16 protein-coding genes are annotated in these 18,958 nt (G+C 64.0%); 14 read left to right on the forward strand and 2 right to left on the reverse strand.

All coding sequences use genetic code 11. The features are described 5' to 3' along the window. The first annotated feature begins 112 nt into the window (after positions 1-112). From AMA01_RS00790 to purK, 9 genes are all read left to right on the forward strand, one after another. Complete coding sequence (locus tag AMA01_RS00790) at positions 113-1,180, forward strand: helix-turn-helix domain-containing protein (protein WP_231862759.1); 1,068 nt, start codon at positions 113-115, stop codon at positions 1,178-1,180. An 86-nt stretch (positions 1,181-1,266) separates the two neighbouring features. Then, positions 1,267-2,421, forward strand: a complete 1,155-nt coding sequence (locus AMA01_RS00795) for an ABC transporter ATP-binding protein (protein ID WP_067845832.1) — start codon at positions 1,267-1,269, stop codon at positions 2,419-2,421. Positions 2,422-2,439: 18 nt separating this feature from the next. Then, complete coding sequence (locus AMA01_RS00800; protein ID WP_067845835.1) at positions 2,440-2,703, forward strand: HPr family phosphocarrier protein; 264 nt, start codon at positions 2,440-2,442, stop codon at positions 2,701-2,703. 159 nt (positions 2,704-2,862) lie between these two features. Continuing rightward, positions 2,863-4,629 (forward strand): methyl-accepting chemotaxis protein, encoded by a 1,767-nt coding sequence (locus tag AMA01_RS00805; RefSeq protein ID WP_067845838.1) that lies wholly within the window; start codon positions 2,863-2,865, stop codon positions 4,627-4,629. A gap of 121 nt (positions 4,630-4,750) precedes the next feature. Further along, positions 4,751-7,471: a phosphoenolpyruvate carboxylase gene (gene ppc / locus AMA01_RS00810; protein ID WP_067845841.1), complete on the forward strand. Its 2,721-nt coding sequence runs from the start codon at positions 4,751-4,753 to the stop codon at positions 7,469-7,471. A gap of 86 nt (positions 7,472-7,557) precedes the next feature. Then, entirely contained in the window at positions 7,558-8,517 is a 960-nt protein-coding gene (pfkA, locus tag AMA01_RS00815) for a 6-phosphofructokinase (protein ID WP_082743856.1), read from the forward strand. Positions 8,518-8,571: 54 nt separating this feature from the next. Further along, a complete protein-coding gene (locus tag AMA01_RS00820; protein ID WP_067845844.1) occupies positions 8,572-9,639 on the forward strand; it encodes a class I fructose-bisphosphate aldolase in 1,068 nt (355 codons plus the stop codon). 25 nt (positions 9,640-9,664) lie between these two features. Further along, a complete protein-coding gene (purE, locus tag AMA01_RS00825; protein ID WP_067845846.1) occupies positions 9,665-10,171 on the forward strand; it encodes a 5-(carboxyamino)imidazole ribonucleotide mutase in 507 nt (168 codons plus the stop codon). Continuing rightward, positions 10,149-11,330 (forward strand): 5-(carboxyamino)imidazole ribonucleotide synthase, encoded by a 1,182-nt coding sequence (gene purK, locus AMA01_RS00830; protein WP_067845849.1) that lies wholly within the window; start codon positions 10,149-10,151, stop codon positions 11,328-11,330. Before purE ends, purK begins: the two co-directional genes overlap by 23 nt. A gap of 44 nt (positions 11,331-11,374) precedes the next feature. Here purK and AMA01_RS14170 read toward each other — a convergent pair whose 3' ends face one another. Further along, positions 11,375-11,509, reverse strand: a complete 135-nt coding sequence (locus tag AMA01_RS14170; RefSeq protein ID WP_268251795.1) for a hypothetical protein — start codon at positions 11,507-11,509, stop codon at positions 11,375-11,377. 167 nt (positions 11,510-11,676) lie between these two features. Between AMA01_RS14170 and pheS the strand changes: the two genes are divergently transcribed. The 4 genes from pheS to AMA01_RS00850 all read left to right on the forward strand — a co-directional run bounded on the left by pheS (position 11,677) and on the right by AMA01_RS00850 (position 16,122). Further along, on the forward strand, positions 11,677-12,750 hold the full coding sequence (gene pheS / locus AMA01_RS00835) for a phenylalanine--tRNA ligase subunit alpha (protein ID WP_067845852.1): 1,074 nt from the start codon (positions 11,677-11,679) through the stop codon (positions 12,748-12,750). Positions 12,751-12,775: 25 nt separating this feature from the next. Continuing rightward, the gene (pheT, locus tag AMA01_RS00840; protein WP_067845855.1) at positions 12,776-15,187 is read left to right on the forward strand and encodes a phenylalanine--tRNA ligase subunit beta; all 2,412 of its coding nucleotides are present in this window, start codon (positions 12,776-12,778) and stop codon (positions 15,185-15,187) included. Between the two features lie 99 nt (positions 15,188-15,286). Beyond that, positions 15,287-15,574: a cell division protein ZapA gene (locus tag AMA01_RS00845; protein WP_008337626.1), complete on the forward strand. Its 288-nt coding sequence runs from the start codon at positions 15,287-15,289 to the stop codon at positions 15,572-15,574. Beyond that, positions 15,571-16,122, forward strand: a complete 552-nt coding sequence (locus AMA01_RS00850; RefSeq protein ID WP_067845858.1) for a CvpA family protein — start codon at positions 15,571-15,573, stop codon at positions 16,120-16,122. Before AMA01_RS00845 ends, AMA01_RS00850 begins: the two co-directional genes overlap by 4 nt. A 48-nt stretch (positions 16,123-16,170) precedes the next feature. Here AMA01_RS00850 and AMA01_RS00855 read toward each other — a convergent pair whose 3' ends face one another. Beyond that, entirely contained in the window at positions 16,171-16,521 is a 351-nt protein-coding gene (locus tag AMA01_RS00855) for a phage holin family protein (RefSeq protein ID WP_067845861.1), read from the reverse strand. Positions 16,522-16,621: 100 nt separating this feature from the next. Here AMA01_RS00855 and AMA01_RS00860 point away from each other — a divergent pair, with 100 nt between their 5' ends. Beyond that, positions 16,622-18,952: an endonuclease MutS2 gene (locus AMA01_RS00860; protein ID WP_067845864.1), complete on the forward strand. Its 2,331-nt coding sequence runs from the start codon at positions 16,622-16,624 to the stop codon at positions 18,950-18,952. Positions 18,953-18,958: the final 6 nt, after the last annotated feature.

The raw sequence follows: 18,958 nt of genomic DNA on the forward strand, positions 1-18,958 counted from the left end.
GGCGAGCGGGGCGATGTGCTCCGCTCGCCGCGTTTTGTGGCGTGTCTGCCGAAACCGATCCGTGTTAGAATCGATGAAAAATGTTGACGGTCGACAGGGAGCCGAAATCGACATGGAGTTCCAAGCAGAGTTGGTGATGCGGTTCTTCGGGGCTGTGGCGAAGCCGTGTGAGTGGGTTCCGTGGACGCGGGCACTCCCGAATGCGCCTATCGGCGATTGGGTGGAGGGGCCCGAGGGCAGATGTTCTCTGCGCGTGCAGGACGGCCTCGGCGTCGACGTCACGCCGCTCACGCTGGCCGAGCGGGCATTTTTGAGGTGGGCGTTATCCGCCGCGGCAGCGCCGGAGGAATTTGAGCCATTGGCGGCGCTTGGAACATGCTCGACAGAGGACTTGCTCCGAGCCGTGGTGGGTCGAGACGGTGGAGACCTAATTCGCAAGGCAGCAACTTCATTGGCGGTTCCCGTGTGTCCTGCCCATCTCGTGGCCATTGAGTGGTCGACGGGTGTTGGCGGTGAGGTGGAGCATCGCGAAAGCGCCGATATGGTGAAAAACGTAATGGAGGCGTACGTAGAGGTCGACGCGTGGCTGGTGTCCAGGCAACTCCCTCTGGCCGTCGCTTCCATCTCGCGAACCTCTCTGCGCCGAGCGTGGCTATCTCTTGGACACGAGGAGATGGACGTCCGCGGGCTGTCCGCTCTCTCGGGCCAGGTCGCGAGCGCGTTGCGCAGTGAGGCGATGATCGACGCCCGCGTGGCCGTGTCGGGCGTGATTCGAACGCCGCAGGAAGTAACGGCCGGTGTCGCCATGCTTGAGCTCGCGCGCCGCGAGGCGGCGCGGCGAAACGGGGATGCGGCGGTGTTTGGGGACGACCCTGTGCGAATGGCTCTGCTATGGCTCGACGAGCCCGCGAGAGACGCCCTGCTGCGATCCGTCGCGGCCTTTTCCGAGGTCTCCGCGGAGGGTTGGCCGGAGGGTTGGGGGGAGATCGCCGAGGCCATGGTGCGTTCGAACCTGAACATCAGCGAAGCGGCGCGATCGCTTTACATGCATCGAAACACCTTGCTCGCGCGCATCGAGAAACTGCGGGACGCCTCGGGGCTCGACGTGCGGCGAGGTGCCGACGCGCTTGCCCTGTTCGCGGCGGGGGCTTTGCTGCAAGGTCAATCTGCACCCGAATGAGCGCCGGGTCTGTACAAGTTGCACATGGCCCTGTTGAAAGCGTTTTGCTACGCTCGGTATGAGCATTCTGACAGGGAGTTGATAGCGTGGCTCGCGTGCTGCTTGAGCACATCTACAAGACCTATCCCGGCCAGACAGAGCCGACGGTGAAGGACTTCAACCTCGACATTCAGGACAAGGAATTCACCGTGTTTGTCGGCCCCTCCGGTTGCGGCAAGACGACGACACTCCGCATGATCGCTGGACTCGAGGACATCACAGACGGAAACCTCTATATCGGCGATCGCCTCGTGAATGACGTTCCGCCCAAGGATCGGGATATCGCCATGGTGTTCCAAAACTACGCGCTCTATCCCCATATGACGGTGTATCAGAACATGGCGTTTGGCCTGAAGCTGCGCAAGGTGCCGAAGGCCGAGATCGACCGTCGTGTGCAGGAGGCTGCGAAGATCCTCGACATCGCGCACCTGCTCGATCGGAAGCCGAAGGCGCTCTCCGGTGGCCAGCGCCAGCGCGTGGCATTGGGGCGCGCGATTGTGCGTGAGCCGCAGGTGTTCTTGATGGATGAGCCGCTGTCGAACCTGGATGCGAAGCTGCGCGTACAGATGCGCGCGGAGATCCGGAAGCTCCATCAGCGCTTGCAAACGACCGTCATTTACGTTACACATGATCAGACGGAAGCCATGACGATGGGCGATCGCATTGTGGTCATGCGCGACGGGATCATTCAGCAGGCGGATACGCCGCAGGTCGTGTACTCGCAGCCCAAGAACATGTTCGTCGCGGGCTTCATCGGATCGCCTGCGATGAACTTCATTCGCGGCGAGATCGTGCAGGACGGCGATGCGTTCTACTTCCGCGCGCCTTCCATTTCCCTGCGCCTGCCCGAGGGCCGTTACAGTGTGCTGAAGGCGTCGGGAGCCATCGGCAAGCCGGTTGTTCTCGGCGTGAGGCCGGAAGACCTGCACGATGAGGAAGTCTTCATGACGACGTATCCCGACTCCGTTCTGCAGATGCAGGTGGAAGTCGTGGAGCACATGGGCTCGGAGGTGTATCTGCACACGAGCATCGGATCCAACACGGTGGTCGCGCGCGTGAACCCGCGCCACGTCTACCAAGTCGGAAGCTCGGTCAAGTTGGCGATTGACTTGAACAAGATCCACATTTTCGACGCGGAGACGGAGGAGTCCATCGGCTTCGCCGCAGGTCCTGCGGGTGAACGTCAAGAAGCTTTGGTGTGAAGTCGAGGTGTTGATGCCATGGTGGAAAAGGTCCTGACTGTCAACCTTCCTCAGGGGCTCGCGGCGCGGCCAGCGGCGGAGTTTGTCAAGCGAGCATCGTCTTTTTCCAGCCAGATTCGCGTTGGGAAAAACGGACATTTCGTGGACGCGAAGAGCGTTCTCGGCGTGATGTCCATGGCCATCGCCCGCGGGGAATCGATCACCCTGCAGGCCGAGGGCAGCGATGCGGAGAGCGCGGTCGAGGCGCTCGCGGAGTTGCTTTCGCGCGACACATTTGAATGAACGTGTCGAATTCGTCAAGACCCGGCGTCGTGCGGCGTCGGGTTTTGACGTAACTGGGCGAGCAGGAAATTGGGCGGCCATCCCGAATACGTGGAGAGGGCTCGACGTACGCCGGGAAGATCCGGTGGCGTCGGCGAATCGTTGGGTTGGAGGTCCGCCATGTCCAGCTATGACGACATGCCAGCGCGCGGGGAGACGCGCCTTCACAAACTCGGCCAGCGGTTCGTGGACCTGCTGCCGACGCTGAACATCCGCCAGAAGTTCCTCGTCAACACAGGCCTCGTGACCATTCTTCTCGTGGCTCTCGGCGTCGTGAACGGCGTTCTCGTGAGCCAGTTGCATCAGTCCGTGAACAAGCTCGAACAGGCGGATACGGTGCTGAACCTCATCCGCCAGTTTGACGACGACATCGCGACGGCCGACAACGACGCGGCGCTGTACGTCCTCACGCCGAACGGCGGCAACGCGCAGTTCAACCTGCAGGACTATCAGGACGATCTCGGCCGTGTCCAGCAGGATCTGAGCGCCTTGCAGCGCGAGCCGGTCAATGCGACCGACAAGGCCATCCTCGATCTGTTCCAGTCGGAGTGGCAGCAAATCCTGGATCAAAATGAGACCGCTTTCCACCTGGCGTCGACGAGCTTGTCCGATGCCCAGCAAATGTTCACCAATAACACGCTGCAGCCGCTCGTTCAGAGCTTGTCGCAGTTCACGCAGGACGAGGAAGCGGTCAAAAACGCGGCGAACGCAAATGTCAATCGCCTGCTCGTCCAGACCTTTGTCTGGAGCACCGTGGTGGCGCTCGTGGCCATCGCGATTGGGCTCGTCGGCAGCGCAACGCTTGCCATCACCTTATCGGGCCCCATTGTCCGGCTGCGCCAGATGGCGCTCAAGGTCTCGCAGGGAGACCTGCGCGTTCGGCCAGTCGAGGTGCGTACGCGCGACGAGCTGGAGGATCTGGCACGTGTCCTGAACGATCTCGTCGGCAACCTGAGGACCCTCATCGGCGCCATCGCGGGGGCTTCCGAACACGTGGCGACGAGTGCCGAGGAACTGTCGGCGAGTTCGGACGAACTGATGCGCGCCACGGCCGAGATCGCGCGCGCCATCGAGCACGTGGCGGCCGGCGCCGAGGAGCAGATGAAGCAGATTGAGGACACGTCGAACGCCGTCGCACAGGTGCAGGGGGAGATTGGCAAGGTATCGCGCCTCGCGGAAGGGTTGCACGACACGGCGGACCGAACCGAGGGCGAAGCGGAGTCGGGGACTCAGATTATGGACGAGATGGCACGGCAGATGGAGGCCATCCGCAGGCGCGCTTCGGATGCGGCGGACGTCATGCGAAAGACGGCGGAGGCCTCGGAAAGCGTTCGGCAGATTGTCGCGGCCATCATGCACATCGCGGACGAGACCAATCTCCTGGCGTTGAATGCCGCCATCGAGGCCGCGCGCGCTGGAGAAAATGGGCGAGGGTTCGCCGTGGTTGCGGACGAGGTGAGGAGCCTGTCCAAGGCGTCCGCGGATGCCGCCCGTGAGATTCACGGCATTGTCGATCGCGTTGTCCGCGCCATGAGCGAGGTTGCCCAGTCTATTCAGGCGGTCTCCGCGGAGGTGGACGCCGGCGCGACGGTTGCGGACGAGACCAAACGGACCTTCGCGCGGATCAGGACCTCCATGGCGGAGGTGGCTTCGCGCGTCGAAGAGGTCGCGGATGCCACCAAGACCATCGTGGCCCAGGCGGGTCACATGTCGAGCGATATGGCCGTCGTGGTCCAATTGGCGCAACAGGCGGCGCACGAGTCTGAGGGCGTCGTCGCCGCTTCTCAACAACAGGCGAGTTCCATGCAGGAAATTGCCTCTACGGCTGCCTCGCTCAGCGCGAGAGCACAGGATCTGCAGGCGCTCATCGGACGTTTTCGCATCTAGGGCGAAGTTTCTCAGTTTTGGGACGAGCATTCGTTGCGCGAAGCTTCGGGCCGTTGTAACCTGATACGGAGATCCTAGAGAAAATCGACACTTGGAGTGGAGAGGACAGGAGGGTATCTCGTTGGCGAACGACGCACCCTTGCACCGGGACATACGCGTTCTCGGGGATTTGCTGGGAGAGGTGTTAGTTGAGCAGTGCGGCCAGCGCGTGTTCGATCACGTCGAATCCATTCGCCTCGCTGCCAAGGCCTTTCGCGCGGAACCGTCGCCCGAAACGCGCGCGGCGCTGCAGGCGGCCGTGTCCGCCGTGGAGCCCGAGCACCGGAACGACGTGATTCACGCGTTTTCGGTCTACTTTCAGCTGGTCAACCTGGCGGAGCAGAACCACAGGCTCCGCCGCCATCGCGACTACGACCGCTCGCAACAGGTGCTGCGCGGTTCCTTTCGCGAGACAATGCGCACCCTGGCACACCGTGGCATGACCGCCGACGACATCGAGGCCCTGCTTCGAGAGGTCGGAATGGAACTCGTGCTCACCGCGCACCCCACCGAGGCCCTGCGCCGCACCGTGCTCGACAAACACACGAAAATAGCCACCTTCCTCGAGGAAATGGACGATCCGCGCAAGACGCCGAGAGAGCTCGACGTGTTGCGCGAGCAGATTCGAACCGAGATTGTCGCGTTGTGGCAGACGCGCTCCGTGCGCAAGCAGCGCATCACCGTGTTGGATGAGGTCCGAAATGGACTCTACTTTCTCGACCAGATCCTGTTTGACGTCCTTCCTCGCGTACACCAAAAGCTGGAGCAGGCCGTGGAAGAACAGTTTGGCCGTCAGCTGCTCGAACTGCCCCCGCTGATCCGGTTTGGATCGTGGATGGGAGGAGATCGCGACGGCAATCCGAATGTCACGGCCGACATCACTTGGCAGACCCTCGTCCTCCACTGCGATCTCGCTTTGAACAAATATGAGCAAAAGTTGCGAGAACTCGGGCGGGATTTGAGCGTGTCCGTGGACCGGGCGGGCGCGGACGGGGACCTGCTTGCGGCGCTCGACGGCGACAACGACGAGCCATACCGGGCGCTTATCAACCGGATGATCGAGCGGCTCGCCAACACCCGCCGTCGGTTGCACGGAGAGCGGGTGGACGGCCCAGATTACGCGTCGCCCGAAGCGATGATGGAGGACGTGGAGCGGATGGCGAGATCGCTCGCACATCACCGGGGCGGGCGCATGGTGGATGCGTGGCTCCGACCGTTCCTTTTGCAGCTGCGCATCTTCGGTTTCCACATGGTGACGCTCGACATCCGTCAACATTCCGGCGTGCACGAGCAGGCCGTGGCCGAGCTCTTGCAGACGGCGGGACTCGTCGACGACTACACCTCGCTTGGCGAAGAGGAACGCGTGCGCGTCCTGTCCGAGTGCCTCGCGTCTCCGCGACCCATTCGCAATCCGTATCACGTATACTCCGAGCTGACCAACGAGGCGCTGGCGGTGTTCGACTGCGTGCGGCGCGGGCACGAGACCTTTGGGCCTCGTTGCGTGCAGGACTACCTCATTTCCATGACGCAGGGGGCGAGCGATCTGCTTGAGGTGCTGCTCCTGGCCAAGGAGTCCGGCTTGTTCGGCTGGCCGGATGGGCCGAAGGCCCCGCCGAAAAGCGATCTGAACGTCGTCCCGCTGTTTGAGACCATTGAGGACCTGCAATCCGCGGCGGGGATCATGCGCTCGCTGTTCGAAAATCCAGTGTACAGGCGCCATCTGCAGATGCGCGGATCGCAGCAGGAGATCATGCTTGGCTACTCAGACAGCAACAAGGACGGCGGCTATCTGACGGCCAACTGGTCGTTGTACGCGGCGCAAAAGGACCTCATTCGCCTGGCGGAATCATACGGCGTGCGCATCAAGTTCTTTCACGGCCGCGGGGGCGCGCTGGGACGAGGTGGCGGTCCGGTGGAGCAGAGCATTCTCGCCCAGCCCACGGAAGCGCTCAGGGGGCACGTGAAAATCACTGAGCAGGGCGAGGTCATCTCGCAGCGGTATGGCCATCCGGGCATCGCGGAACGCTCCCTTGAGTCTTCGGCGGCGGCTGTGCTGGTGGGCGCGACGCGAGAGGACACCGAGGAGTGGACGAAGCGCCATCCGAGATGGTTTGCGCTGATGGACCGAGCCTCGGAAATCAGCTTTCGCGCCTACCGAAAGCTGGTCTTCGAGCATCCCGCGTTCCTCGACTACTTCCACCGGGCGACGCCCATTGACGAGATCGGCAAGATGAACATTGGGTCGAGGCCATCGAGGCGCTCGCAGTCGGCGCGCATCGAGGATCTGCGGGCCATCCCGTGGGTGTTCTCGTGGACGCAAAGCCGCCATCTGCTGCCCGCCTGGTACGGTTTCGGCAGCGCCATGGAGGCGGTCAGGCAGGAGGATCCCGGAGCGCTCGAAGACCTGCGCCGCATGTACGAAGTGTGGCCGTTCTTTCGGACGCTGGTCGACAATCTGCAGATGGCGCTCGCCAAGGCGGACATGCTCGTCGCACGGGAATATGCACAGTTGGCCGGGGAGGCGGGAGAAGCCATCTTCCCGCTCGTCGAAGAGGAATACGCGCGGACGGAGCGCGCCGTGCTCGCCATCACCGGCTATGAGCAGTTGCTCGACAACCGGCCGGTGATCCGGGAGTCCATTTCGCTTCGAAACCCGTACGTCGATCCGCTGTCGTTCTTTCAGGTGCGGCTGTTGGCCGATCTGCGCACGGACAACCTCGCATCCGAAGAACGAGAGGCCGAGTTGGCCGATGCGCTGCAGACCATCAACGGCATCGCCGCGGGACTGCGCAACACCGGTTGAGCCATGGGGCCCCACGCAAGCGCAGTTCATTGCGCAAATCGCGATCGTCGTCTACCATGAAGGTGTCCTCGTTGGGGGTGTTGGCCATTCAAAAGATAGGCGTTTTGACGAGCGGGGGCGACGCGCCTGGCATGAACGCGGCCATTCGCGCCGTGGTTCGCACGGCCATCTACCACGGCCTGGAGGTCGTCGGCATTCGCAGGGGATACGCGGGCCTGCTGGACGGAGACTTTCGTCCCATGCCCATCGAATCCGTCGGCGACATCATTCAGCGCGGCGGTACCTGTTTGTTCACGGCGCGTTGCAAGGAGTTCATGACGGAAGAGGGACAGAGGCGCGGGTATGAGCGCCTCGTCGAGGCCGGGATCGAGGGCCTCGTCGTGCTCGGAGGAGACGGTTCGTTTCGAGGCGCCAAGCGCCTGAGCGAACTTGGCATTCCGACTGTCGGTGTGCCCTGCACCATTGACAACGACATCGGCGCGTGCGACGCGAATATCGGCTTCGACACGGCGGTGCAGACGGTGATTCAGGCCATCGACAAGATTCGCGACACCGCCACGTCGCACGAGCGGACGTATGTCATCGAGGTGATGGGCCGGCATGCCGGGCACATCGCTCTGGCGGCTGGGCTCGCGGGCGGCGCGGAGAGTGTGCTGATCCCCGAGGTGCCGTTCAGCCTCGAGGATGTGGTGGCAAAGCTTCAGCGCGGTGTCTCCCGCGGCAAAAAGCATTCCATCATCGTCGTCGCGGAAGGTGCGGCGCGCGCGGTGGACGTCGGGCAGTACATCGAGGAGCAGACCGGGTTCGACACGCGCGTGACCGTACTGGGGCACGTGCAGCGGGGCGGCGCGCCGTCGGCGTCGGACCGGGTCCTTGCGAGTCGGCTGGGCGCTTTCGCAGTCGAACTCCTCCTCAAAGGCGAGACCGCGGTGATGGCCGCCACGCAGAACGGAGCGCTCGTGGCGGTGCCGTTTGACGAGGTGTTCGGGGCCGTGCGCCAGCCTGCGCAGGAGCTCTGCGAGCTGGCAGAGATTCTATCCAACTAACAAGCGGGACAGCTCCGGTTTGGAGCGCCCGACCAACTCCAGGGGGTCGATTGCGTGATCGAGCAAATTCGCGAGTATCTGGGCAATGAGGCGGACTACCTGCTGAATCACGAGTGCAGGACGATTCCGAAGGAGCGGCTGACACCGCCTTCTCCGACGACGGTGGACGACGTATTCCTGTATTCCAACCGGAACAACCAGGTTCTGCGCTCCATGCAGTGGTTGCTCTCCTCCGGACGGCTCGCCGGCACGGGGTATGTCTCCATCCTGCCGGTGGATCAGGGAATCGAGCATTCTGCCGGGGCGTCCTTCGCCAAAAATCCGGACTACTTCGATCCGGAGAATATCGTCAAGCTCGCCGTCGAAGGCGGCTGCAATGCGGTGACGTCGACGCTCGGCGTCCTCGCCTTGACCAGCAGGAAGTACGCGCATAAAATTCCCTACATTGTGAAACTCAATCACAATGAGCTTTTGACCTATCCGAACAAGTACGACCAGATCATGTTTGCGTCTGTCAAGCAGGCGTGGGATCTCGGCGCCGCGGGCGTTGGCGCCACCATTTACTTCGGTTCGCCTGAATCCACGCGCCAGATCCAGGAGGTCAGCGAGGCGTTCCGGCTGGCGCACGAGCTCGGCATGTTCACCGTGCTCTGGTGTTATCTCCGCAACCCCTCGTTTGTCAAAGACGGCGTCGACTACCACACGGCGGCCGACCTGACCGGGCAGGCGAATCACCTGGGCGTGACCATCGAGGCGGATATTGTGAAGCAGAAGCTCCCGGAGGTCAACGGTGGGTACCAGGCGCTCAACATGGGCCAGTCGAGCTACGGCAAGATCGACAAGCGCGTGTACACCGAACTCACGAGCGACCATCCCATCGATCTCGCCCGCTATCAGGTGGCGAACGGCTTCATGGGCAAGATTGGGCTCATCAGCTCCGGCGGCGCGTCGGGAGAGAACGACTTCGCCGAGGCGGTCCGCACGGCCGTCATTAACAAGCGGGCGGGCGGCATGGGGCTCATCTCTGGCCGCAAGGCGTTCCAGCGCCCGATGGCGGAGGGCGTGAAGCTGTTGAATCTCATTCAGGACGTGTATCTGTGCAAGGACGTCACCCTTGCCTGATGCAGCGAGCGCGAGGAGGATGGTTATGACGCAGCCGCGCGTCGGCGTGATCATGGGCAGCCAGAGCGACTGGGAGACGATGCGCCACGCGTGCGCCGTGTTGGACGAGCTCGAGATTCCGCACGAGCGCAGGGTGGTCTCGGCGCACAGGACGCCGGATTTCATGTTCGAATACGCGGCTTCCGCGCGGGATCGCGGCATTCGGGTCATCATCGCCGGGGCGGGTGGCGCCGCCCACCTGCCCGGCATGGTGGCGTCCAAGACGACCCTGCCTGTGATCGGCGTGCCCGTGCAGACGTCGGCGCTCGGCGGCCTTGACTCGCTCCTGTCCATCGTGCAGATGCCCGGCGGCGTGCCGGTGGCCACCATGGCCATCGGCCGCGCGGGGGCGGTCAACGCGGGGCTCATGGCGGCGCGCATTCTCGCGGTGACGGACACCGAGATCGCCGCTCGATTGGAAGCGCGGCAACAGTCCATCCGCGACCAGGTGCTTCAAGGGGGCGATCCGGGTGCAGACGCGATCGAACGCTGACGCCGTCCTGCCGCCTGCCACCATCGGCATTCTCGGCGGCGGCCAGTTGGGCCGCATGATGGCCCTCGCCGGTCGGCAGATGGGATACCGGTTTCGCGTGCTGGATCCCACGCCGGACGCGCCGGCGGCCCAGGTCGCGGACGGTCAGGTGGTCGCGGCCTACGACGACGTGGACGCCGCGCGGAGGCTCGCGTCGCAGTGCCATCTCGTCACGTACGAGTTTGAAAATGTGAGCGCCGCGGTCGCCGCCGCGCTGGCTGAGACCTGCGACGTGCCCCAGGGCAGCGAGCTGTTGTCCATTTGTCAGCACCGGGTGCGGGAGAAGTCCACGCTGGCCGAGCGCGGCCTTCCGGTCACACCATTTCTGCCGATTTCGTCCTTGCGCGATCTCGACGAGGCATTCGAGCGGTTTGACGGGCGGATGGTGGTCAAAACGTGTCGGGGAGGTTACGACGGGAAGGGCCAGTGGATGGTCCGTTCGCGGGAGCAGCTCGAAACGTATGCGCGGGATTGGACTCGAGCTATCGACCACCACCGAGCCGCGGGTTTTGACGACCATCCGCTGATTGCGGAGGCGTACGTGCCGTTCGAGGGCGAGCTGTCCGTCATCGTCGCGCGCAACCGGCGCGGCGAGGTGCGGGCGTTTCCGCCGGCCGAGAACATTCACAAGCGACACATCCTGCACATGTCCATCGTGCCTGCGCGGTATGCGGAGGACGTGATCGCGCGCGCAGAGGAGGTCGCCCGGCAGGTGGCGGAGTCGCTCGGCGTTGTCGGCCTGATTGCGGTGGAGATGTTTGTGACCGGCGAAAGGGAGATCCTGATCAACGAACTCGCGCCGCGGCCGCACAACTCGGGCCACTACACACTTGACACGTGCGCGACAAGCCAGTTTGAGCAGCACGTCCGCGCCATCTGCAATTTGCCGCTTGGCGATGTCAAGCTGTATTCGCCCGTGGTCATGGTCAATGTCCTCGGCCAGCATGTGGAGCCTCTGCTCGCGCGCATGCGCGATTTTCCGCCGCAGGTGAAGGTGCACCTGTACGGCAAGGCGGAGGCCAAGCGAGATCGAAAAATGGGCCACGTGAATATTGTGGTGGATGAGGTGAGCCGCGCGCTTCGGTGGGTCGAAACGTGCGGCGTATGGACAGATACATGAAGAAGCGCCAGGGGCACGAGGCGATTTCCCTGGCGCAACAGGCATCAGTATACGACAGCCGGAGCCGTGTTGGTGGTGGTTGCCACGGCGCCGTAAGCGGGAACGAGCAGGAAGAACAGCACGAAGATGATCAGAAACACCACTGCCCACTGCGTGTAACCGCCGAAAATCCCGTACATGCGCATGCGCCTCCTTTGGTCGTTGGCGGCTGCCCGATGGCGGGCGGCCGGTCAATGCTACGATATGGCTTCCCTGAATGAGCCACCACGGCGTTTACCCAGATGGCGCGGAGCAATTCGTCGGACAGGCGAGTTGCTTCTTTCGTGTTGTGAGGTCAGGCCGGCTCATGGAGCGGCGTGAGGAGGATGACGGGTTGAGCGATACCTGGAGACACGAGTTGGAGACCATCCGCAATGAGGCCATGGCGTCCCTCGCCAACACCTCGGATTCGAAGGCGCTGAACGATTGGCGCATCGAGGTCCTCGGGAAGAAGAGCGCGCTCAGTCAAATGTCGAAAGCGATGGGGAGCCTCGCGCCCGAGGATCGGCGCGCGCTCGGCGAGGCGCTGAACCGCGTGCGCCAGGAACTCGAACAGGCGTGGCGATCGCGGCAGGCCGAAATGGAGGCGAAGGAGAAGGCCCTTCGGCTCGAGCGCGAGCGGATTGACGTCACGCTGCCGGGCCGGGAGGTGCCGCTCGGCGCGATGCACCCCATTTCGCGCGTGATCGAGGAGATCGAGGACATCTTTATGAGCCTCGGGTTCTCGGTCGTGGAAGGTCCCGAGGTGGAGACCGACCACTACAACTTTGAACTGCTCAACATTCCGAAGGATCACCCGGCGCGCGACATGCAGGACACATTCTATCTGACGGAGGAATGGCTGCTTCGCACGCACACGTCCCCGATGCAGGTCCGGACGATGGAGCGCATGCGGGGGCGGACGCCGATTCGCGTCATCGTGCCGGGCCGCGTGTATCGCCGCGACGAGGACGACGCGACGCACTCCCACCAGTTCACGCAGATCGAGGGCCTCGTGGTGGACGAGGGGATCCGCATGTCGGATCTCAAGGGGACCCTCGAGGCGTTCGCCAAAGCGCTGTTTGGCCCGTCTCAGCGCGTTCGACTGCGTCCGAGCTACTTCCCGTTCACCGAGCCAAGCTGCGAGGTCGATCTCGTCTGCGTCTCGTGCGGAGGTGCCGGATGCCGAACGTGCAAGGGGACCGGCTGGATCGAAATCCTCGGCGCAGGCATGGTGCACCCGCGGGTGCTCGACATGTCGGGTTACGACAGCGCGCGCTACACCGGTTTCGCCTTTGGCCTCGGCGCCGAGCGCATCGCGATGCTGCGCTACGGCATTTCCGACATCCGCATGCTGTACCAGAACGACCTGCGCTTCTTACGACAGTTCCGTCACGCCTGACGCGTGCCGATAAGGGAGTGGCAATGTGAGAGCATCGTACAAATGGCTGGCCGAATATCTCGATCTCGCGGGTCTATCGCCAGCTGACCTCGCGGATCGCCTGACGAGCGCGGGCCTTGCCGTGGACGCGGTCGATCCCTTGAATCGCGGCGTGGAGGGGGTCGTGATCGGCAAAGTCCTCGACGTGCGTCCGCACCCGCAGGCGGATCGGCTCAAGGTGTGCCAGGTGGACGTGGGTGGCCGACAGCTCGAAATTGTCTGCGGAGCGCCGAATGTCGCGCCGGGGCTCGTGGTGCCGGTCGCACTGCCCGGGGCGAAGCTGCCGGGCGGCGTGGAAATCCGAATTGCGGAGTTTCGCGGCGTGTCATCGCACGGCATGCTGTGTTCGGCGGACGAGCTCGGACTCGAGACTCGGTACCTGCCCAAACGGGATGCGGAGGGGCTGTTCGTCCTTCCCGCGGACCTGCCGCTCGGCGCGGACGTCGTCCCGCATCTTCACCTGGACGACGTCGTGTTCGATCTCGACCTCACGCCCAACCGGAGCGACTGCCTTTCCATCCGCGGCCTGGTGCACGAGCTGTCCGCCATCCTGCGGCGGCCTCATCGGTTTCCCGCGTCGGTTGCGGCCCCGGAAGCTGACGGCGAATCTCCGCTTCAGGTGCGCCTCGAGACGCCGAGGTGCCCGCGGTACGAGGCCCAGCTTCTCGACGGCGCCGAAATCCGGGAGACGCCGCTCTGGATGAAGATGCGGCTGTTGGCCATGGGGGTCCGCTCCATCGATCTCGTCGTCGACGTGACGAACTACGTGATGCTGGAGTGGGGCCAGCCTCTGCATGCCTTTGACGCGGACGCCATCGCTCAGGGCACCATTGTCGTGCGACAGGCCCGGGAGGGCGAACGGCTCGTGACGCTCGACGGTCAGGAGCGCGCCCTAACGCCCGATATGATGGTCATTGCCGATCCCGAGAAGGCCATTGGGCTCGCGGGCGTGATGGGCGGCGAAAACAGCGAAATTGGCCCATCCACGCGCCGCATTGCGCTCGAATCCGCCCGTTTCGACGGCGCCTCCATTCGGAGAACGGGTCAGGCTCTCTCGCTTCGATCGGAAGCCCAGCAGCGCTTTGAAAAGGGCGTCGATCCGGCCGCCGTCTCGAGCGCGTTGCACCGTGCCACTGAGCTCCTGGTTCAATTGGCGGGATCGCGCCCCGTCGGCGCGCCGCGCCGCGTCCCGCCGCAGGCCGACGTGTCAAAGCCGACGGTCATCTCCTTCTCGCCGCATGCGTGTGCTCGGTTTCTCGGCGTCGACGTGCCCGAGGGAGAGATGCGCGCGTGCTTCGAGGCTCTCGGCTTTGGCGTCGAGCACGGAGAGGGCGCGTGGCGCGTGGAAGTGCCGACGCGGCGCCCGGACATCCAGGCGCCGGCCGATTTGTACGAGGAAGTGGCTCGGCTCTACGGGTATCACCACATTCCCGCCACGTCCATGCGCTTGCCGGTGGAAGCGCCGGAGTCGTCCGGTCACCTCATGATCGTGCGCAAGGTGAGGCGCGCGCTCGTCGATTGGGGGCTTTGCGAAGTGCGGACCTACGCCCTCACGTCGCCCGAGGCCGAAGCGCCAATTGCGCCAAGCGGCGTGCCTGTGGCGCTCCTGCGGCCCATGTCCGACGATCGCCGGGTGCTTCGCCGCCACCTGCTGCCGAGCCTCGCCGAGGTGGCGAGACACAACCTGGCGCACCAAGTTCCTGGTGGCGCCATCTTTGAGGTCGGAAAGATGTTCCTCGCGTCGTCCTGGCCGCAGCAGGCATTGCCGGAAGAGCAGCAGGTCCTCGGCATGCTGTGGTTCGGTGAGACGGAGGGCAATCCCTTCGAGCGCCCGCGCCCTTATGACTTTTACGACGCCAAGGGCGTATGCGACGCGCTTCTTGCGCGCCTCGGGATCCGAGCGGCGTATCAGGCGAGCCAGCACGTCTACCTCCATCCCGGTCGCCAGGCGTCCATCGAAGTGAACGGGGCGCCCGTGGGGTTCCTGGGCGAGTTGCACCCCGACGTGGGCGAGGCGTACGACGTGAAACGCGCTGTCTACGCCCAGTTCGATCTCGACCGCCTGTTCTCGCTCGCCTCTTCGGACGTGCGTGTGCGCCCTATTCCACGCCATCCTGCGAGCCGACGCGATCTCGCCGTGGTGGTGCCGAGTGAACTGGAGTCGCAGGCGCTGATCGATTCGGCCTGGCGGACGCTTGGCGATGGCGGCGATCTGCGTCTCGTCCGCGTGTTCGACGTGTACACGGGCGTCGGCGTGCCGGAAGGCCATAAGAGCTTGGCGGTCGCGCTCTGGTTCCAGAGCGACGAGCGGACGCTGACAGACGCCGAGATCGACCAAGCGGTGGTGGCAGTCCTGCGCGCCTGGGAGGAAGCGTTTGGTGCAAAGCTGCGCGCGTAGGCCGCGCGGAGCAGGAGATCCGGATGACGCCGAGAAATGTTGTACGAAAGGATTCCGGCGGCCGTTCTTGCGCTGCCATGACGGAAAGGCGGGACATGGATGGACAACAACCAGGAAGGCGCAAAGGTCAATCGCGTGAAGGTGGTCATCCATGGCGTCGAGTATACGGTGCGCGGGACGAGTCCGGAGGAGCGGATCCAGGAAGTCGCCAAAATGGTGGATCGGACGATGAATGAAATCGCCGCGACGGCTTCGTACATGGATGAGCGTCGAATTGCGGTGCTGGCCGCGCTCAACCTTGCCGATGAGCTGTACGAGCTTCGGAAAGACTACAAGGAGTTGTTGGCGCTGCTGGAGGAGCAGACGGGAGGCCGTTCGTCGTCGTGACGTGGGACGCGCTGGATCTCGCCCTGGTGGCTGTCCTGTTGCTCGGCGCCGTGAACGGGTATCGCCTGGGGTTCGTTCGGCAGATCATGCGGCTGTTCGGGGGCGTCATTGCGTACCTTGTGTCGTACTGGGCACGGCCTTATGTGGCGCCCGCCATTGAGCGCCTTGGGCTGCCGCACGGGGGCTCGTCGACGTCCTCACTCACTTCGTTCGTCCTGGGCAACCTGTCGGGGGCGATTTCCTTCGCCCTTGTGTTCGTCGTGGTGTTTCTCATGATTCGGTACGCCGCAGGGCTTGTCGATGCGCTGTTCAGCTTGCCGGTGCTGTCGGGGCTGAACCGCATGGCGGGGCTTATCGCAGGTTTGCTCCTCGCGGCCGTGTTTGTCTACGTGATCGCGTTGGTATTGCCGTTCGTGAAAACGCCGGCCGTGGAACGACAGGTGGCGAGATCGGCCATCTGTCGCATGCTGGACAGTCCGTCGTTCGAGCACGCGGTGTCGAACTGGTTTGCGGCTGTGCTGCCGGGAAAGAGCCGGGTTCACGCATGATGCGGGCGCAGGTGATAGGACCTGCGCCCGTTGCCGTTCATCCGGCCTTTACTCCTCGTGACGACCGCCCCTGAGGCTCGTCGGCACGAACAGATCGATGATCCCAATCACGAGCGACGCCAACAGTGCGCCCAAAATGCTCGCGTGCATGCCGGGGACCAACAGCTGCGCGACGTAAATCACAATCGCGCCGCAGATGAACCCGATGATGCCTCGGCCGTAGGGCGAGATGCGGCGGCCGAAGATGGCCTCCATCGCCATGCCGAGCAGCGTGATGACGATGGCGGCGAGAATGGCGTGCCAAAAGCCCATCACCCGGAATCCTGGCACGATGTGGCCGACAAACAGCAGCACGAGAGCGGACACGATGAATCGGACGACATGGCCAAGCACGTTCACGGATATCCCCCCTTCTGAGCTATAGCATCGTTCGGGAGACGCCACCCTATGTGGTAAGATCGGTGGGAATTTTGGATTCGAGTGTATGGGAGTGCGGGACATGGACGAACGCGCGCTGGACGCGTTGGAATTTGAATTTGTGCGCGGCGAGATCGCCAAGTGTGCACAGACTTCCATCGGGCGGGTGCGCGCGAGCGGCATGGCGCCCTTTGCGGAGCGCGCCGATGCGGAAGATGAACTCGCGCGTTTGGATGAGGCGGTTCGCATGCTGTATCGCGTGGGTGCGCCGCCGTTCGCGGGCATTGAATCGCTGGAGGACGCCGTGAAACGCGCCCAGCGGGGAGGCACACTTTCCGCCGATGAGGCCAACCGGCTTGCTCGCTGCATCGCTGGCATGCGAGCCATGCGGCAGTTCGTGGAACGCGCTCAAGAGGCAGGCGACTTTCCGCGACTGGCAGGCACGGTCGCGCCGATGGCCGATCTGCGCCGGACGGAGCAGGAAATTCGGCAAGTGGTGGACGAGGAAGGACAGGTGATCGATCACGCCAGTCCGGCGCTTCTCCGCTTGCGAGACGAGAAGCGCCGCCGCGAGGGGGAAATTCGGGCGGCCTTGGACCGCCTGCTGCGCACGCAGGCGAAATACCTGCAGGAGCCTGTGATCGCGATGCGCGGCGAACATTACTGCCTGCCGGTTCGGGTGGAGCACAAGGGCCAGGTCCCCGGGATTGTGCGCGACGTGTCGTCATCGGGCTCGACCGTGTTCATCGAGCCGCGCGCCATCGTGGAGTTGAGCGAACGGGTGCGCGAGATCGAGGTGATGGAAGAGCGAGAAGTGGAGCGGCTCCTGTATCAACTGGCGGCGGCTGTCGCACAGGTGGCCGACGATTTCTTGCAGAACCTCGGTGTCGCGGCGGAGATGGACTTTGTGTTCGCGAAAGCGGCGTACGCTCGGCGGATCGACGGGAAGCGGCCGCAACTGACGGATGGGGTATGGCGGCTGCACGGCGCTCGGCATCCAAAGTTGGACCGCGACGCCGTGCCGATTGACGTCGAACTCGGCGATCCATTCCGATTGCTCATCATCACGGGGCCGAACACGGGTGGAAAAACGGTCACGTTGAAGACCATCGGCCTGCTCACGCTCATGGCGATGTCGGGCCTGTTCTTGCCCACGAAGCGCGAGAGCGATATCGGCTTCTGCCGGCACGTGTTCGTCGACATCGGCGACGAGCAGAGCATCGAGCAGAATTTGTCCACGTTTTCGTCTCATATGCGGCGGATCATCCACATGCTCGCGCGCGTCACGCCAGACAGCCTCGTGCTGTTGGACGAACTCGGGGCGGGAACCGATCCGGCCGAAGGCTCGGCGCTTGCCATCGCGATTTTGGACGAGCTCACGTCGGCGGGTGCCCGGGTGGTGGCCACCACGCATTACGCGGAACTCAAAGGTTACGCCTTCCGCAATCCTGCCGCTGAAAACGCGAGCATGGAGTTTGACGTGGAGACGCTCAGGCCCACGTACCGCCTGCTGATGGGCGTGCCGGGCCGCTCGAACGCCCTCGCCATCGCGGAAAGGCTGGGGATGCCCAAGACGATTCTGGAGCGAGCGAGATCGCACGTGGCGGAGTCGGATATTCACGTCGAGGAACTGATTGGGAAGCTCGAGGCCGCAAGCCGTGAAGCGGAGCGGCTGAGGGATGAGGCCGAACGAGCGCTGCGCGAAGCAAGGGATCAAGCGGCGGACCTCGCCCGCCAGAAGGCCGCGTGGGAGCATGCGAAGGAGTCGCTGCGCACCGAGGCCCTGCGGGAAGCTCGCGACGTGGTGGAACGAGCCCGGAGGGAAGCGGACGACGTCATCCGCGAGATTCGCAGCCTGCGGGATCGGACCGGCGTGAAGGACCACGAACTGGTCGAACTTCGGAAGCGGTTGGAGGCCGCGGAGCCGGGCGAAAAGCGAGCCGCGCCGACAAGGCGGGCGCAGGCGGAGGTGCGCCCGGGGCAACGGGTGCGCGTGCTGTCTCTGGGGCAGAAGGGCGACGTGGTGGAGGTAGCCCAGGACGGCAAGGCGGCGGTGGTGCAACTCGGCGCGATGCGGATGAAGGTCGATGCTCGCGACCTGGAAGTGGTGGGCGAGGTACAGCCAACAGCCGCTCCTTCAGTCGCGCGCTTCCGAGGTACAAAGGACGTGCGCATGGAACTCGATGTGCGTGGCGAGACGGTGGACGACGCCATCAGCCGCATCGACAAATACCTGGACGACGCCGTCGTCGCCGGCATATCGCGGGTCGTGATCATCCACGGCAAGGGAACTGGCGCTCTTCGGAACGCCGTCCGCAGGTATTTGCGCCAGCATCCGCACGTGAAATCGAGCGAAGCGGCCGGGCCAGGCGAAGGCGGCGACGGCGCGACGGTCGTGCATGTGCGCACGTGACGCCGC

The organism is Alicyclobacillus mali NBRC 102425 (assembly GCF_001570745.1).
GTDB lineage: Bacteria > Bacillota > Bacilli > Alicyclobacillales > Alicyclobacillaceae > Alicyclobacillus > Alicyclobacillus mali.

Excerpts from the sequence above, each read along its gene's own strand:
- AMA01_RS00790 (WP_231862759.1), top strand. The coding sequence starts at position 113 with ATGGAGTTCCAAGCAGAGTTGGTGATGCGGTTCTTCGGGGCTGTGGCG.
- AMA01_RS00800 (WP_067845835.1), top strand. The coding sequence starts at position 2,440 with ATGGTGGAAAAGGTCCTGACTGTCAACCTTCCTCAGGGGCTCGCGGCG.
- AMA01_RS00805 (WP_067845838.1), top strand. The coding sequence starts at position 2,863 with ATGTCCAGCTATGACGACATGCCAGCGCGCGGGGAGACGCGCCTTCAC.
- purE (WP_067845846.1), top strand. The coding sequence starts at position 9,665 with ATGACGCAGCCGCGCGTCGGCGTGATCATGGGCAGCCAGAGCGACTGG.
- AMA01_RS14170 (WP_268251795.1), bottom strand. The coding sequence starts at position 11,509 with ATGTACGGGATTTTCGGCGGTTACACGCAGTGGGCAGTGGTGTTTCTG.
- pheS (WP_067845852.1), top strand. The coding sequence starts at position 11,677 with ATGGAGCGGCGTGAGGAGGATGACGGGTTGAGCGATACCTGGAGACAC.
- AMA01_RS00845 (WP_008337626.1), top strand. The coding sequence starts at position 15,287 with ATGGACAACAACCAGGAAGGCGCAAAGGTCAATCGCGTGAAGGTGGTC.
- AMA01_RS00860 (WP_067845864.1), top strand. The coding sequence starts at position 16,622 with ATGGACGAACGCGCGCTGGACGCGTTGGAATTTGAATTTGTGCGCGGC.